Here is a 13895-nt window from a genome sequence, read left to right on the forward strand (position 1 = left end):
CTTTGCCCGTGCAGACCGGTGGATGTTGCGCCGTTGCGGCCCATGCAGGGGCGGGCCGCCGGGATACGCGAAGGCTCTTCTGCGCAGGCGTGGTCGCAGATGCGCTGTTTAGGTCAGGGAAAGCAGGATGGGGGCGAGGCGTTCAGCGTCGATGAGCGGGGCGCTGGCGTCGGTGACAAGTGGGGTGTCGATAACGCGGACGCCAAGGGCTTCCAGCTCACGAATATTGATGCCGCCGGGGTAGGTGCCGCGCTCGGAATCCACCAGAACAAAGCCCACCAGCCGGGCGACGGGCGTTGTGGCCATGGTGTCGCGCCGCAGTTGCATGATAAGCCGCCGGACTTGCTCCGTGAGGGGGATGTCACGGCTTTCCGGGTCGTCCCCAAGGTTGGGGATGAAGACTTTGGGGCAGTCCGTGCTGGCGATGGCGCGCCCAACGCCCTGCGGGAGGAGGTTGGCCATGACGCTGGAATAGAAACTGCCCATGGGGTAGCAGATAAGCTCCGCCGTGTTGATGAAGTCCTGAATCTTGTCGGGGATGGCGGCGCTGACCGGCGCGGTGTCGTCAAGGGACGCCGTGAGGTGGACCTCGGCGATGGGGCTTGGCGGGGGCGGCGTTTCCTTGCCCGTCAATTTGTGCTGCCCCACGATGACCGAGCCGTCCTCAAGGCGCGCGGCAAGGTGCAGGTCCGCGTTGAGAATGGGGTGCACTTCGCCCCGCACCCGGACCAGCTTGGAAAAAATGTAGATGACCGGCGAGACGTGGCGGCGGTTTTCCAGATAGCCCGCCGCCAGAACGATGTTCCCGATGCTGGCCCCGCGCAGGTCGAAGGATGCGGGCATCTTCTCCAAAAAGACTGACAGGTAGTGCCGGATGATTTTCCGCATGGGGTTCGGGATGTTCGCCACAAGGGGGTGCTCCCCGGCGTTCATGCGCCCCAGCTCGCGCAGCAGCTGCGGCGCGGGGTCGGCCTTGGGCAGGCGGTAGGCGAACAGCTCGAAAATTTGCGGATTGCCGTGCAGGGAGTGGTCCGCAAGGGCCATGAGGCGGTTGCGGATGTCCCCAATGGCGGGCATGGCAAAGGCTTTGCGCAGTTTGGCGGAACTGCCCCCGGAGTCAAAGGGCGTGATGAGGTGCACGGAGTTGTAGGTGGAGCGGATGAGCGTGCTGGACAACTCGCGCAGAGCCGTACCTCCGCTAAAAAAGAGAATGCGCGGCCCAAGCTCCGGGCTTTTCTCGTAGCGGGCCAGCTTGACCGGGTCCGGCAGTTGCGCCTTGCGCGCGATGCGGATGCTCTGGGGGCGCTTCGTAGGGGACGTTTCGCTCATTCGCATATGATTACGGGAAAAATGGTCCAAAATCCAGAATGTTGATGCGGGTGCGTCTGGTTGCGGGCGCGGAGACGGCGCCGGGCCGCGCATTTTGGGCCGATGGCTGTTTTGAAAAAGCCACGCTTCGTAGTATTATGCGCTGAATTCTGGTCCGTGGGGGATTGGAGCGAGCTGGAGGGGGGAGCATGATTGTCCAGTGCGTCACCTGTCAGAAAAAATACCGCCTCAAGGCAGAGGTTGTGCCCGAAAATGGAGCCAAAGTGTCGTGCTCCGGCGGATGCGGGAAAACGCTGATTCTTTCGCCGCGAAAGAACCTTGCCGCCGACGCCACAGGCATTCCCGTCAACAAGCGCAAGCACCAAAAGGAAGTAAAATGGTTTGGCCGCATGGCGCAGCTGTTGCGCGATTGGGGCTATGAGAAGAAGACCGCGGAATACAACATGCTGTTCTACTTCCTGCGGGAGCTTCGCAAGCGGCGCGGCATCACGTTTTTTGACATTTCCTGCGCCACGGCGCTGATGCGGTACGACAGGGAGCTCAAGTACAATTGCCTCGCCTTTATGGGTGCGTGCTGCGTCCCCCCGCGCGACGGCGTGGACAGTTGCGTGCCGGATATCATCCTCGCCCTCGCCGAGGCGCTGCGTGGGCACGACAGTGCCGGGGTGTTCACTGTGGATGCCGTGATGACCACACCCTATGAGGATTCCTTTCCGGCGGCGTTCAGCTTTGTCCATGGCGCCCAGTTTGCAGCGTCGTGGGGGGAGCAGGTGTACGGCAGCGTGACGGAGGTGCTCATCTCCGCCGATGCGGTGCGCGAAATACCACCGGACTTTGACTTTTCGCGTCTGCACGAAGTGGCGCGGGTTGAGGTTTCCCGCGCGCCTGTGGACAACGGCAGGCTGTCCTTTCGCGACAAGGTCGCTCCGGCGCGCATCGTAAATCCCGAGCCGGACCCCGAACTGCGCTGCGCGGACAAGGAGCTGAAAAAGCTGCTTGAGGGATACACGGCGTAGATCGTTCCAAAGTTCACAACCGGGCCGAAATTCAGCCCTCCCGCAACAGTGCGGGAGGGCGCTCTTTTTGCGCGCCGGATGAACGCGCGCTGGAGAGGTGAAGGTGCAAAAATCCATGCCGCGCCGTGCAAAGTGGGGCAAGATGCGCTTTTTATGGTGTTCATTACCATAATAGTATGCAAAGAATGAACGGCTTGCTGGATTGCAATGCGATTCCGGTGTATACGCCTTGGCAGGTCCCGCATGTGTGGGTGGCGGCTGGCTCGCCGATGCGGCAGAGCGGGGCTGCGGTGTCGCCGTGCTGACAGTCTTTTCCATTTCGGCAACAGAATATGTGAAAAGATGTGCAAGCCGGGGCCGCGCGACGATTGGGCGCAAAAGCTTCCCGTTTTTATGAGCATCGTAAATGATGTTATATTTCAGGCGATTAGAACTTGAGCGCTGCGTTCACGATTGAAAAAATGGGCTTGTGATGTCCTGAAATATTTAGGCGCGTTATGGGCAAAATTCTGGACAAACCCAGTGTGACAAGTTTAAGGGTGGTCGGGAAACTTCAAAGCATTCGAGAAGATACACAGGATATCAGAAAACCCCAAACCGTGTGACGCCACCGGCGTTGGAAGGAGGGCTATGGTGGTTTCTGCAAAATGGAACTGGGAACCGGGCGAGCGCGTAATTGCGGACCTCGGGGCCAGCAGAGACAAGTACGAGTGGGTAGAGGAACTTCATGCAAGCCCGGACGGCGAACAGATTGCCGCCGTGGTCAACGTGGAGGGAGAGTTCACCCCGTCCATCAATGGTGAGGAACCCTGGGAAAACACGTATGAACGTGTGTGGGGTCTTAGGTACTCTCCGGATGGACGCCTGTGCGGTTTCGCTCAGGAGATGGGCGAATGGTACGTCGTTGTCGACGGCACCGCCTGGGAGGGCCCCCTCGGTTACGCATGGAATTTCATGTTCAGCGAAGACGGCTCCAAAATTGGTTGCGCCGTGCAGCAGGACATGAGGTACGGCATCGCCGTAGAGGGAAAGCTGTGGGACAACCTCTACGCAAACGCCAACAACTTCATCATGAGTCCCGATGGCACCGCCACGGCTGCCGCTGTGCAGACTGTGGACATGGGACAGGCCGAGATCTACAAATTTGAAGAGGGCACCTACTCCGCCGCCATCAATGGTCAGGCGTGGGATCGCAACTTCACCAACATCTTCGGACTGGCCTTCTCGCCCGACGGCAAACGCCTTGCCGGCGAGACCCGCCTGTCCCTGTATGACTACACCATCACCGTCGACGGCAAGCCCTGGAACCAAGTGTACCAGAGCGTGTGGCGTCCTGCGTTCAATCCGTCCACCGGCTCCGTTGTCGCCCCCGTGCGACAGGGCGGCAAGTGGACCATCGCGCAGGACGGCAACGTGGTGTGGCCGTTCTTTATCCAGTGTTGGCACGCGCAGTACAGCGCGGACGGCAGCGCTCTGGCCGCCGTCGTGTCGCCCAAGTTCGGCCAGTGGACTGTGGCCGTAAACGGCACCGCCTGGAACACCACCTTCGGCGAAATGGTCACGGACCTCACCATCTCCCCGGACGGCAAGACCATTGCCGCGCTGGGCAAGGAGAATGGCAAGTGGACCGTCATGGTCAACGGCGCAGCATGGTCTGGCCGCTACGACATGGCTTGGGCCCCCACCATCAGCCCCGACGGAAAGCACGTTGGCGCGCTGGTTGAGAAGGGCGGCAAGTACACCGTTGTTGTGGACGGCAAGGAATACGGCCACGCCTGCGAATCCTGCTGGACACCGACGTTCAGCCCGGATTCCAAAAGCGTGATGGTCCGGTGTGTCGAAGGCGGCAAGTACTACCGCCGCGTGATGCCTGTTTCCGAAATCACCGGATAGGAGGGAGAGATGCAAAGCGTATACAACTTCGTAAGCGGACCTCTTGTCTGGGTGACTTTTGCCGTGTTCATCATTGGCAGCATTTGGCGTCTTGCCTCGCTGCTGAGCCTTGCCAAGCAGAAAGACAACTACGTCTTTGAGTACTGGAGCTGGAGCCATGCGCTCAAGTCCATACTCCATTGGCTCATCCCCTTTGGCAGCACGAACTCCCGTCTGCAGCCGGTGATGACCATTGTGACGTTCCTCTTCCACGTGGGACTTATCCTCGTGCCCATCTTTACGCTGGGTCACGTTGTCCTTCTTGAAGAGAGCTCTCTGGGCTGGAGCTGGCCCACGCTGCCCGATCAGGTGGCCGACATCGCTGCCTTCGTGGTCGTGGCCGGCTGTCTGTACTTTGGCTGGCGCAGAATTGCTCTGCCTCACGTCAAGTATGTCACCAGCGCCTCCGACTTTGCCATCCTGGCTGTTGTCGCGGCCCCGTTTTTGACCGGCATCCTTGCCTACCATCACATTGGTGATCCGCTGCTGCTGACCACCCTGCACGTGCTGGCTGGCGAACTGATGCTGGTGTGCATTCCGTTTACGCGGCTTGCGCACATGCTCTACTTCGTCTTTACCCGTGGCTACACCGCGTCCGAATTCGGCGCTGTCCGTCACGTGAAGGACTGGTAGGCAAGGGACGCGACAATATTTCTTGAAGGAGAAAGGAATATGGCTGAAAACACCGAACGTGTGGAAAACGCCGAAGCCTCGATGACATACGTTGAGAAGGTTCGTGCCAAGGCTGTTACCGATAAGGCCGACGGCAAGTACGACTTTGACAGCATTGAGGACTACGCCCTCGAAGAGGGCATGAAGAATCTGACGCCCGAAAAGATTGAATCGACCATTAATCAGGTGCTGCAGGGCGAGTGCGGCGCGCGCCTCAAAGCGTACGTAGAAACCTGCGTGCACTGTGGCCTGTGCTCCGAGGCTTGCCACCACTACCTCTCCAACGACAAGGACCCCAAGTACTCCCCCGTTGGCAAGGTAAAGCGCACCATCTGGCAGATGCTGAAGAAAAAGGGCCGCCTGACCCCGGAAGAGGTTCGCGAGTGTTCCGTTATCTCATCCACGGAATGCAACCTCTGCCGACGCTGTCAGCAGTACTGCCCCTTTGGCATTGATATCGCCTACATGCTGCAGACCGTGCGCCGCATCTGCTCGAAGCTGCGCATGACTCCGCAGTACATTCAGGATACCGCCAACAGCCACTCCGCCACCATGAACCAGATGTGGGTCAAGGAAGACGAGTGGGTGGACACCTTGCAGTGGCAGGAAGACGAAGCCCGGGACGAGTTCCCGAAGCTGCGTATCCCCGTTGCCAAGGAAGGCGCGGACTTCATGTACTCCGTCATCGCGCCGGAGCCGAAGTTCCGTACCCACCTCATCTATCAGGCTGCGGCCATCTTTGAGGTGGCGGGTCTTGACTGGACCATGCCCGAGGAGCCCGGCTGGGATAACTCCGACATGGCCATGTTCACCGGCGACTTCGAGACCATGGGCCGCATCAAAAAGGCCCACTACGAAGCCGCTCAGCGCCTGCGAGTGAAAAAGATCGTCATGGGCGAGTGCGGACACGCCTTCCGAAGCGTCTACGACGTGGGTAACCGCTGGCTTGGGTGGAAGATGCCTCCCATACCGATGGTGCACTCCATTGAGTTCTTCTTCCAGCTTATCCAGGAAGGCAAGCTCAAGTGCCGCGAGAAGTTCCCCGAAAAGGTGACCTTCCACGACCCGTGCAACACCGTGCGTGGTCGCGGCCTGCACGAGCTTGGCCGCCATGTCGCCAACGTCTTCACGCAGGGCGTTGTTGAGATGGAGCCGAACCGCGAACATAACCTCTGCTGCAATGCAGGTGGTGGCGTCATCAACTGCGGACCGCCGTGGAAGACCAAGCGCGTGCTGTCCAACAAGGCCAAGGCCGAGCAGTTGGCACGCATGAAGGATCAGGGCATCAACACCATCGTCTCCCCGTGCCATAACTGCCACGGTGGACTTGATGACATTATCCATCACTACGGCTTGGAGATGGAGCTCAAGTTCTTGGGCGACATCATCTTCGAGTATATGGAAAGGCCCGAATCCGAATAGCGGAAAGCCACGACTTGTAATCAGCTGTGTGCCCGCCGCCGTGCGGGCCGCGCAGCAGAGGGGATACGACCATGAAAATGAAGAGACTGGGCATCTTCGCGGCCGTGGCTGCCTTGGCGACGTTCCTGTTCATCGCCACGGCCTATTCGCAGGACGACATCGTCGAACTGAGCGACCCGGCCTTTATGACGGACCAGCGTCCGCCGGCGACCTTTAAGCACGATGAACATAACGACAAGGCGGAACTCTACGACTGCGCCTCCTGCCACCACTACTATGAGGATGGCAAGCTGGTCGAAGATATGGACTCCGTTGGCATTCCCTGCGCGGACTGCCACACTCTGGAGTCTCAGGGTTCCACCCCCGGACTGCGCCTCGCCTACCACAAGCAGTGCAAGAGCTGCCACGTGGAATCAGGCAAGGGTCCGGTGACCTGCGGTGGCTGTCACGAAGTGAAGTAAGCACCCGCCATAGCGCCTTGAAGGCCGCCTCTTCGCAAGAAGGGGCGGCCTTTTCTATGGATATTGGGTTTTGAGGGCAGGGCTGGGGGCAGTGCGGGGCGAGGGGGGGCAACCCGGAAGATGGGTAACACTTGTACAACCCGGAAGATGGGTGACACTTCTGTCCGGGAACATAGGTAAGAGGTTATAGCGGCACGAGGGCGCGCGGCATGGCAGGAGTGCGGGGAGGGGCGCTCTACGCTTTTTCAGGGGCTTTGTCCGCCGCCGCCTAGTCTGGCCCCTATGCCTTCGCTTCTCCTTTCTGCGCGTTCCATGAGGCATCCAAAGGGCTATGCCGCTCGTGGCGGCCGCGAAGTGGACTGGGCGGCGCTGGCAGGTGGGCGGGAAGGCCGGGTGCGCATCCGCGGCGCAGTGCGTATCTCAGGTTGGAGCCACCCCACCATCAGCAGAGTCCTTTCAGGCCGCCAGCTTTCGCCACTTTGGGCGCTCCACGTGCCCTTACACGGGCCGCGTATTTTGGGCTTGACGGGGTGGCGGGAGTTCTTTAAGTTCCCGCCTCAAGGCACCGGGGTTTCTTTGGAAATCAGAGCGTGCAACGGTTTCTGGCACTGCCACAAAGAAAATGACACTTTCTTAAAAAAACCGTTGACAAGCGCAGGGTGTCTGGCTATTTAGCTGTTCCCGGTTGCGGGGAAAGGCGGGGCGGTTAGCTCAGCTGGGAGAGCATCGGCCTTACAAGCCGAGGGTCACAGGTTCGAGCCCTGTACCGCCCACCACCACAGCCACAATGCGGAGCCGTAGTTAAGTCGGTTATAACGCTGGCCTGTCACGCCAGAGGCCGCGAGTTCGAGTCTCGTCGGCTCCGCCATTTGAAAGTACAGGCCCGGTTCGTCCGGGCCTTTCTCAAGCCCCAAAGTGTGTTCGGGTTTTGCGGCGGGGCGCCGCATCATGGTGAGGGTTCCCAGGGGAAGCCCGTGTCCGGAGGGACATAGCCAGATAGAGGCAAGAGCCTGACCCGGCAGATCATTTATATAGCGGAGCCGTAGTTAAGTCGGTTATAACGCTGGCCTGTCACGCCAGAGGCCGCGAGTTCGAGTCTCGTCGGCTCCGCCATGCTTACTTTGCCCCGAAAGCGGGCCTTATATAGATTATGGCCGGGGAATTTCCCCGGCCACATTACACCGAAATCTGTCTGCTACTGCTGGCAGTTTCCATATAGCGGAGCCGTAGTTAAGTCGGTTATAACGCTGGCCTGTCACGCCAGAGGCCGCGAGTTCGAGTCTCGTCGGCTCCGCCACAGAAATCAAAGGGTTACACATCACTGTGTAACCCTTTTTTCGTGGGCTTCTCTCTGCGCGGCGCCGTCTGTGTGTGCGGGGGCGCGCTCCGGCGTTTCGCTCTGCGCGCTCACGGCCTGTTTACGCCGCCACCATCCTTACCAACCAGCAGGGCGTGCGCCTATTCTTCACCCCACGCCTTGGCGCTCCGGTCCACCTTTTTGCGTACGCTTTTCCACGCGGTATCGCGCGTGAACATGGATTCGGGCAGGGCGGCAAGCATCTTCTCGTACAAACTCAGCGGCATGGTGAATGTGAGCTCGTCGGTTTTCATGAACTTTCTGGCCGAAGGGTCAAAGCCGCCAAGAACGGCCTTTTCCTCGCCCCGCTCCTTGTAGTAGAGCGGCCAGCCAATCATGTTGGTGCAGCCCGCGCCAAACGGGGACACCACACACTGCATGTCGCCCGTGGCGAACGTGGCCTGTGTGAACAGCCCGGACACAACCTCCGGGCGCGCGAAAAAGATGACGAATTCCGGCTGCTCTTCCTCTGAAAAATGCGACAGCGGCTTGAAAATGCAATACTTCGCAGGCGCTTTGCGAGGGTTCACCTCCAGCATGAATTCGCGCATGGCATCGGGGTTTGGCATATACCGCTCGCCTTCCACAGGCGTGCCCTCAAAGCCCGTCGACACATACCGCTCAATGAACCGAAGGTGCGGCGTGAGCATGGAACAGTAGTACACGCCGCCGGGGCAGCCATAGTGCTCCGCTGAGATGAACGCGGCCGCCTGCTTCTTTCTCGCCAGCCACACGTTTCCCATCACGCAGGAGAACGATTTCATAACCTCCTGCATGTTCAGCTCGCCCTTGTCCTCCAGCTCCCGCGAGATAGGCACCCCCTTCTTGGGTCCGAACGCCTTTTCCGGCGTAACGTCCGCAAAGTGCACCCCGAACGGCTCTTCCGTAAGGCCAAGGTGCTTCATGAAGGTTGCAGTCTCATCCAGCACTGATTGCATCGGCATACTTGCCTCCGTATCTTTTGGTCGTTTTCGCAGCCGGTTGCGGCTGTGTTGCCTTTCTCTGACTCATTTCATACCATGCTCATGAATAAAATAAACATCTGGAAAGGAAAACTCTATCCCATGAATGAGCATAGTCTCCCAAGCTTTTTGAGCGATATCCCTTTGCTGGTCGAGGTGGCGAAGCAGAAGAGTTTCACCAAGGCGGCCAATTCCCTCGGGATAGGGTCCTCCACGTTGTCGCGCCGCATTCGGCTCCTCGAAGAGCGCATGGGCGTGCTGCTCTTCTACCGCGATACGCGAAATGTCGAACTCACGGATAACGGCGCGTATCTCCTTGATCGTTGCGGCTACATTCTCGATGAAGTGCACAAAGCCCACGACGCCGTCGTGATGAATATGCAAGAGCCGCAGGGTGTGGTTCGCGTGTGCATGTTTCTGGACCTGTACGACGGACTCCTGAAGCGCGTTCTTCTCGATTTCGCCGAAAGGTGGCCGGACATTCAGCTGGATGTCACCTTCAAGGATCAACCCGTGGACATGCGCACTGCGCCCTTTGATGTGGCCTTTGTCACCGGCACGTCCATTCATCCCGCCCTTATCACCAGAAAACTCCTCACCATTGAGCCGCATCTTTATGCCTCGCCAAGTCTCCTCAAGCGCTACCCCGCCCCCAAACAGCCCACCGACCTGCATCAGCTCCCCTGTATTGTGCTGCAGCGCTACGGTCGCCGCTGGCCCATGCACAACGGAAACCGTCAGATCATCGTGGATATCGACCCGCAGTACAGCTTTAGCTCCGTTGAGATGTGCCGAGATTTCCTCATGGCAGGGCGCGGCGTAGCCATGCTTCGCAAAGAACGCGCCGCACCCGACGAACACGCAGGACGCCTTGTGCGGCTGTTGCCAGACTGGAGCGGCGGCTTCATTCATGACGTCAACATGGTTACAGGCAGCCGACAAATCCCCAAACGAGTGCGCCTCTTCATGGACCACGTCGCAGCGCATGTGGCGCAGTGAGGGTGCCCTTGGATGGGCCGGGTCGTTACGCCGGGGTCAAGAGGATGCCTCCGGCGGTTTAAGGGGTGCGACCCCTTAAAAATCCCGAGGTTTTCGGGCTGGAAGCCAGCCCAAAAAAAGGGGTGGGTGGCTTTTTCCTCGCGTTGGGGGAGTTGCCCGCGTTGGCGTGGCGCCGTTGCGGGGGCCTGATAGAGGCCGCGTGTCTGGTACGCAGCACTGGCGTAAAAATGGGATCGTTAAGGGCCCGCGGCCCTTAACCCTGCGGAGCATATTCTTTGTGTCGGGCCGGGTCGTCACGCCGGGGTCAAGAGGGTGCCTCCGGCGGTTTAAGGGGTGCGACCCCTTAAAAATCCCGAGATTTTCGGGCTGGAAGCCAGCCCGAAAAAAGGGTTGGGTGGCTTTTTCTCGCGTTGGGGGAGTTGCCCGCGTTGGCGTGGCGCCGTTGTCGGGGTCTGATAGAGGCGCGTGTCTGGCACGCAGCACTGGCGTATAAATGGGATCGTTAAGGGCCCACGGCCCTTAACCCTGCGGAGCATATTCTTTGTGCCGGGCCGGGTCGTTACGCCGGGGTCAAGAGGGTGCCTCCGGCGGTTTAAGGGGTGCGACCCCTTAAAAATCTCGAGGTTTTCGGGCTGGAAGCCAGCCCGAAAAAAGGGGTGGGTGGCTTTTTCCTCGCGTTGGGGGAGTTGGCCGTGTGGGGGTGGCGCCGTTGCCGGGGTCTGATAGAGGCCGCGTGTCTGGTACGCATCACTGGCGTATAAATGGGATCGTTAAGGGCCCACGGCCCTTAACCAGCTCTGCTATCTTTATCTCTAAGCCCCTTCGCCCTTTCCAGGCCGAACGGACTAAGAGCTAAAGCCGCCGGAGGCATCTTCCTCTCCCACAATCGCTTCGCTTTTTCATCCCTCTGACGATTCCCCCACCTGAATATCTGCAACCAGCGGCAAGTGATCGGAGGCGTGCTTGGCTTCTGGGGTGTTGTGGCGGGCGAGATGGCGCAGCCGCCCCGCAGGGGTGACGTGGATGCGGTCGAGGGCGAAGAGGGGGCAGCGTGCAGGGAAGGTGCGGGGGGCTGGGGCGTGCCCGAATGCGAGGCGCAGGCGCCGCCGAAGGGGGCTGAGGGGAAACCAGTCGTTGAGGTCGCCCAGCAGGATGCTGACCTCTGGCGCGCCGCGCTGAAACAGTGTGTGCAGCTTGGCGAATTGAACGCGACGCTCTCTGGCGCTGAGGCCGAAATGCGTTGCGAAGATGCGCACGGTGCTGGCGAAGGTAAACGTGGCTTCAATGGCGCCGCGCGGTTCGCGCCTGTGGATGGCGAGGGAGTGATGCCGGACGATTTGCGGTTTTTTGCGGCTGAGAAGGGCGTTGCCGTAGCGCGTGTCGGGGCGGAGCATGGTCTGGCCGAAAATGGCGTGATAGCCAAGCTCCTGCGCGAGGTCCGTCAGGGAGCAGGGGACGCCTGCCGCATTTGGGGAGACGACCTCTTGCAGGGCGATAATGTCGGCGTTGAGGGCCGCGATGACGCGGAGAATGCGTTGCGGGTCGGCCGTGTTGTCTGCGCCTTCCCAGCTGTGAATGTTGTAGGTGGCAACGCGCAGATGCTGGGCACTGGGGCTGGTCACGATTGATCCCCGCTTGGTTCGGCGTCGAGGTCGGCTTTGACGCGCCTGAGGCGGCGGCGCAGAAGCATGCCAAGGCCGATGACGAGGGCAATGATGGCGCCCAGCACGCCAAAGGTCATGGGGCCGGGGTTGCGGATTGCGTTCATGAGTTGGCCGCCGAAGAGCGTCATGCCGATGATGCCGGGAATCATGCCAAGGATGGTGCCGGTAAGGAAGACGCGCCGCTTGATGTGCGATGCTCCGGCAACAAGGTTGATGATGGAGAAGGGTGCCACGGGCAAAATGCGCACGACGACGATGGACGCAAGACCATGCTTGCCCAGCTGCTGGCTGAGGGCGTTGATGCGCGAGCCTGCAAGCTGGCGCACGGAGTCGTGCCCGAGGTATTCGCCAATGGAATAGACCGTGAAGGCGGACAGCAGACACCCGGCGGTGGAGATGGCAAAGGACTCCGCAGGTGAAAAGATGCTGGCGGTGAGGACGATGAGCAGCGTCACCGGGAACATGACGAGACCACCGAAGACAAAGGCCAGCGGCGCAAGCAGCGGCGCGAGGGGCAGCTCGCGAATGTGCGCCGCCCAGTGCAGAAGTGCGTCCGGCGTTACGTAGCGCGAGAGCGGAGTGTACCGCCACAGAACGGCGAGGAGCACGAAGGCGGCGAGCATGGCGCTGAAGGCGAGTATCCGGACGAAGCTCTTTTGCGAATTGTCCGGCCCGGAATATTCGTCAAGGATGGAGTCGTACAGCGCGGGGTGCGGGGAGTCCAGCGGGCGTGCAAGCTCTGGGTCCACGGGCAGCGGCGCGGAATACCGGCTCTCCGGCTCGGGAAGCAGGCGGCCCTTGCGCGATTGGAGGGCTTTGACGGCCTCAAGCATGCCGGAGCGTTCTTCCTCGCTGGCGTATTCGTCATCGTTCACGCCAAGATGGTGCGCGATGAGATGGCGGCGCAGGTCCCGAAGCGAGGCGTCGTTCCCGCTGGATTGCCGCAGCGCAAGGTTGCATTCGGAGTCCAGCCCCATGGAGCGGTCGTTGAGGTTGGCGGAACCGACAGTGACGAAGGCGTCGTCAATCAGCAGCAGCTTGGCGTGGACCTTGACGGAGGTTTGGAAATTTTTGTCCGCATACGGGCAGTAGACGGCGAGGCGGCCGTGTGTGTCCTGCTCGTACAGCGCATCGAAAACGTCGGATTGCAGCGGCTCCATGACCAGCTGCTCCAGAAGTCCCGTGGGCATCTCGTTAATGACGATGAGGATGTCCGGGCCGTTTGCCTCGGCAAGGCGCTTGGCGATGGCGTCGCGGATGCTGGCGGAGGTGAAGTATTGATTCTCAATGTAGATGAGATGTTGGGCCTTGGCGATATTGTCCAGATAGAGCGCTTCAATTTCGCGCCGCGCCCGGCGGCCTTTGTAGGGCGGCAGCGTCAGCGCCATGGCGAGCACATGGTCCCGGAGCGCCGGGGAGATGCTTTCCGGCCACGGGTCGCCAGCGGGTGGCGGCGGCGGGGAAAGGGCTTCCTCTGTGGCCCACAGCCAGCGCTTTCGGGCCATATTGCCTAGCAGTGTCGCCATTTCGGCGTCAACAACCATCTGAATGTCGTGGTAGGGACCGTATTCGTCGCCACCCGGCGTGGTGCGGCGTGGGTCCTGCGGCTGGTGCTCCGGTGTATCCCACCGCGCTCCTGTCACGTCCATGCCGCCCACATAAGCCACAGCGTCGTCAATCACGATGACCTTTTGATGGTGCGACGAACCGACCGGGAGTTCGTCGTCGAGGTGAAAGTGGATGTTTTTGTGCGTTTTGCGGGGGAAGTTGACTTCCTGCAGCGGCTCGCGGTCAAAGCTGTAGGGGAGGGGGAAGTCCCATATCAGCACGTGGATGTGTAGGGCCGGGCGCTCTGTAACGACATGGTTGAGGAGTTCGTGCAGGCGCATATCGTCGTCACCACGCAGGCGGATGCGGCTGTCTATGTCCCAGCCGAGAATGATGACGGAGCGCTCCGCCTTGAGGATGGATTCCGCAACGGCCTGATAATAGTCCTGCGCGTCAATGAGAAACGCCGTGCGGTTGCTGCGCGCTGTTGCGGCGTCGGAGGTGGCTGTATCTGGAAGGTCGTGAATCTGCAT

At 60.3% G+C, this 13895-nt stretch carries 10 protein-coding genes and 4 tRNA genes; 10 read left to right on the forward strand and 4 right to left on the reverse strand.

Features of this window, described 5'->3' with window-relative positions:
- Positions 1-108: 108 nt before the first annotated feature.
- On the reverse strand, positions 109-1329 hold the full coding sequence (locus ACYQ2T_RS16735; RefSeq protein WP_459902005.1) for a GAK system CofD-like protein: 1221 nt from the start codon (positions 1327-1329) through the stop codon (positions 109-111).
- A 188-nt stretch (positions 1330-1517) separates the two neighbouring features.
- Here ACYQ2T_RS16735 and ACYQ2T_RS16740 point away from each other — a divergent pair, with 188 nt between their 5' ends.
- The 9 genes from ACYQ2T_RS16740 (at position 1518) to ACYQ2T_RS16780 (ending at position 8129) form a co-directional block, all read left to right on the forward strand.
- On the forward strand, positions 1518-2345 hold the full coding sequence (locus ACYQ2T_RS16740; protein WP_459902006.1) for a zinc ribbon domain-containing protein: 828 nt from the start codon (positions 1518-1520) through the stop codon (positions 2343-2345).
- 630 nt (positions 2346-2975) lie between these two features.
- Positions 2976-4238, forward strand: coding sequence for an electron transfer complex subunit TmcD (tmcD, locus tag ACYQ2T_RS16745; protein WP_459902007.1), 1263 nt, complete (start codon positions 2976-2978; stop codon positions 4236-4238).
- Positions 4239-4247: 9 nt separating this feature from the next.
- Positions 4248-4910, forward strand: a complete 663-nt coding sequence (gene tmcC / locus ACYQ2T_RS16750) for a TmcC family electron transfer complex membrane anchor subunit (protein WP_459902008.1) — start codon at positions 4248-4250, stop codon at positions 4908-4910.
- 180 nt (positions 4911-5090) lie between these two features.
- Positions 5091-6371, forward strand: a complete 1281-nt coding sequence (tmcB, locus tag ACYQ2T_RS16755) for an electron transfer complex ferredoxin TmcB (protein ID WP_459902167.1) — start codon at positions 5091-5093, stop codon at positions 6369-6371.
- A gap of 71 nt (positions 6372-6442) precedes the next feature.
- Positions 6443-6832 (forward strand): acidic tetraheme cytochrome c3 TmcA, encoded by a 390-nt coding sequence (tmcA, locus tag ACYQ2T_RS16760; protein ID WP_459902009.1) that lies wholly within the window; start codon positions 6443-6445, stop codon positions 6830-6832.
- A 700-nt stretch (positions 6833-7532) separates the two neighbouring features.
- Positions 7533-7608: transfer RNA gene (locus tag ACYQ2T_RS16765), tRNA-Val, on the forward strand.
- A gap of 15 nt (positions 7609-7623) precedes the next feature.
- Positions 7624-7700 (forward strand) — tRNA-Asp (locus tag ACYQ2T_RS16770).
- A 168-nt stretch (positions 7701-7868) separates the two neighbouring features.
- Positions 7869-7945 (forward strand) — tRNA-Asp (locus tag ACYQ2T_RS16775).
- 107 nt (positions 7946-8052) lie between these two features.
- Positions 8053-8129: transfer RNA gene (locus ACYQ2T_RS16780), tRNA-Asp, on the forward strand.
- A gap of 161 nt (positions 8130-8290) precedes the next feature.
- On the opposite strand, the gene ACYQ2T_RS16785 is transcribed toward ACYQ2T_RS16780, so the two are convergent.
- Positions 8291-9133, reverse strand: coding sequence for a DUF169 domain-containing protein (locus tag ACYQ2T_RS16785; protein WP_459902010.1), 843 nt, complete (start codon positions 9131-9133; stop codon positions 8291-8293).
- 120 nt (positions 9134-9253) lie between these two features.
- On the opposite strand from ACYQ2T_RS16785, the gene ACYQ2T_RS16790 reads away from it, so the two are divergent.
- Positions 9254-10150, forward strand: coding sequence for a LysR family transcriptional regulator (locus ACYQ2T_RS16790; RefSeq protein WP_459902011.1), 897 nt, complete (start codon positions 9254-9256; stop codon positions 10148-10150).
- 899 nt (positions 10151-11049) lie between these two features.
- Here the strand turns inward: ACYQ2T_RS16790 and ACYQ2T_RS16795 are convergent.
- Both ACYQ2T_RS16795 and ACYQ2T_RS16800 read right to left on the reverse strand, forming a co-directional pair.
- Positions 11050-11772, reverse strand: a complete 723-nt coding sequence (locus ACYQ2T_RS16795) for an endonuclease/exonuclease/phosphatase family protein (protein WP_459902012.1) — start codon at positions 11770-11772, stop codon at positions 11050-11052.
- On the reverse strand, positions 11769-13895 hold the full coding sequence (locus ACYQ2T_RS16800; protein WP_459902013.1) for a VTT domain-containing protein: 2127 nt from the start codon (positions 13893-13895) through the stop codon (positions 11769-11771). Before ACYQ2T_RS16800 ends, ACYQ2T_RS16795 begins: the two co-directional genes overlap by 4 nt.

Source organism: Desulfobaculum senezii, assembly GCF_054657395.1.

Coding starts and splice junctions, on each gene's coding strand:
- tmcA (WP_459902009.1), top strand. CDS start 6,443: ATGAAAATGAAGAGACTGGGCATCTTCGCGGCCGTGGCTGCCTTGGCG.
- tmcC (WP_459902008.1), top strand. CDS start 4,248: ATGCAAAGCGTATACAACTTCGTAAGCGGACCTCTTGTCTGGGTGACT.
- tmcD (WP_459902007.1), top strand. CDS start 2,976: ATGGTGGTTTCTGCAAAATGGAACTGGGAACCGGGCGAGCGCGTAATT.
- tmcB (WP_459902167.1), top strand. CDS start 5,091: ATGAAGAATCTGACGCCCGAAAAGATTGAATCGACCATTAATCAGGTG.
- ACYQ2T_RS16800 (WP_459902013.1), bottom strand. CDS start 13,895: ATGCAGATTCACGACCTTCCAGATACAGCCACCTCCGACGCCGCAACA.
- ACYQ2T_RS16735 (WP_459902005.1), bottom strand. CDS start 1,329: ATGAGCGAAACGTCCCCTACGAAGCGCCCCCAGAGCATCCGCATCGCG.
- ACYQ2T_RS16740 (WP_459902006.1), top strand. CDS start 1,518: ATGATTGTCCAGTGCGTCACCTGTCAGAAAAAATACCGCCTCAAGGCA.
- ACYQ2T_RS16785 (WP_459902010.1), bottom strand. CDS start 9,133: ATGCCGATGCAATCAGTGCTGGATGAGACTGCAACCTTCATGAAGCAC.
- ACYQ2T_RS16790 (WP_459902011.1), top strand. CDS start 9,254: ATGAATGAGCATAGTCTCCCAAGCTTTTTGAGCGATATCCCTTTGCTG.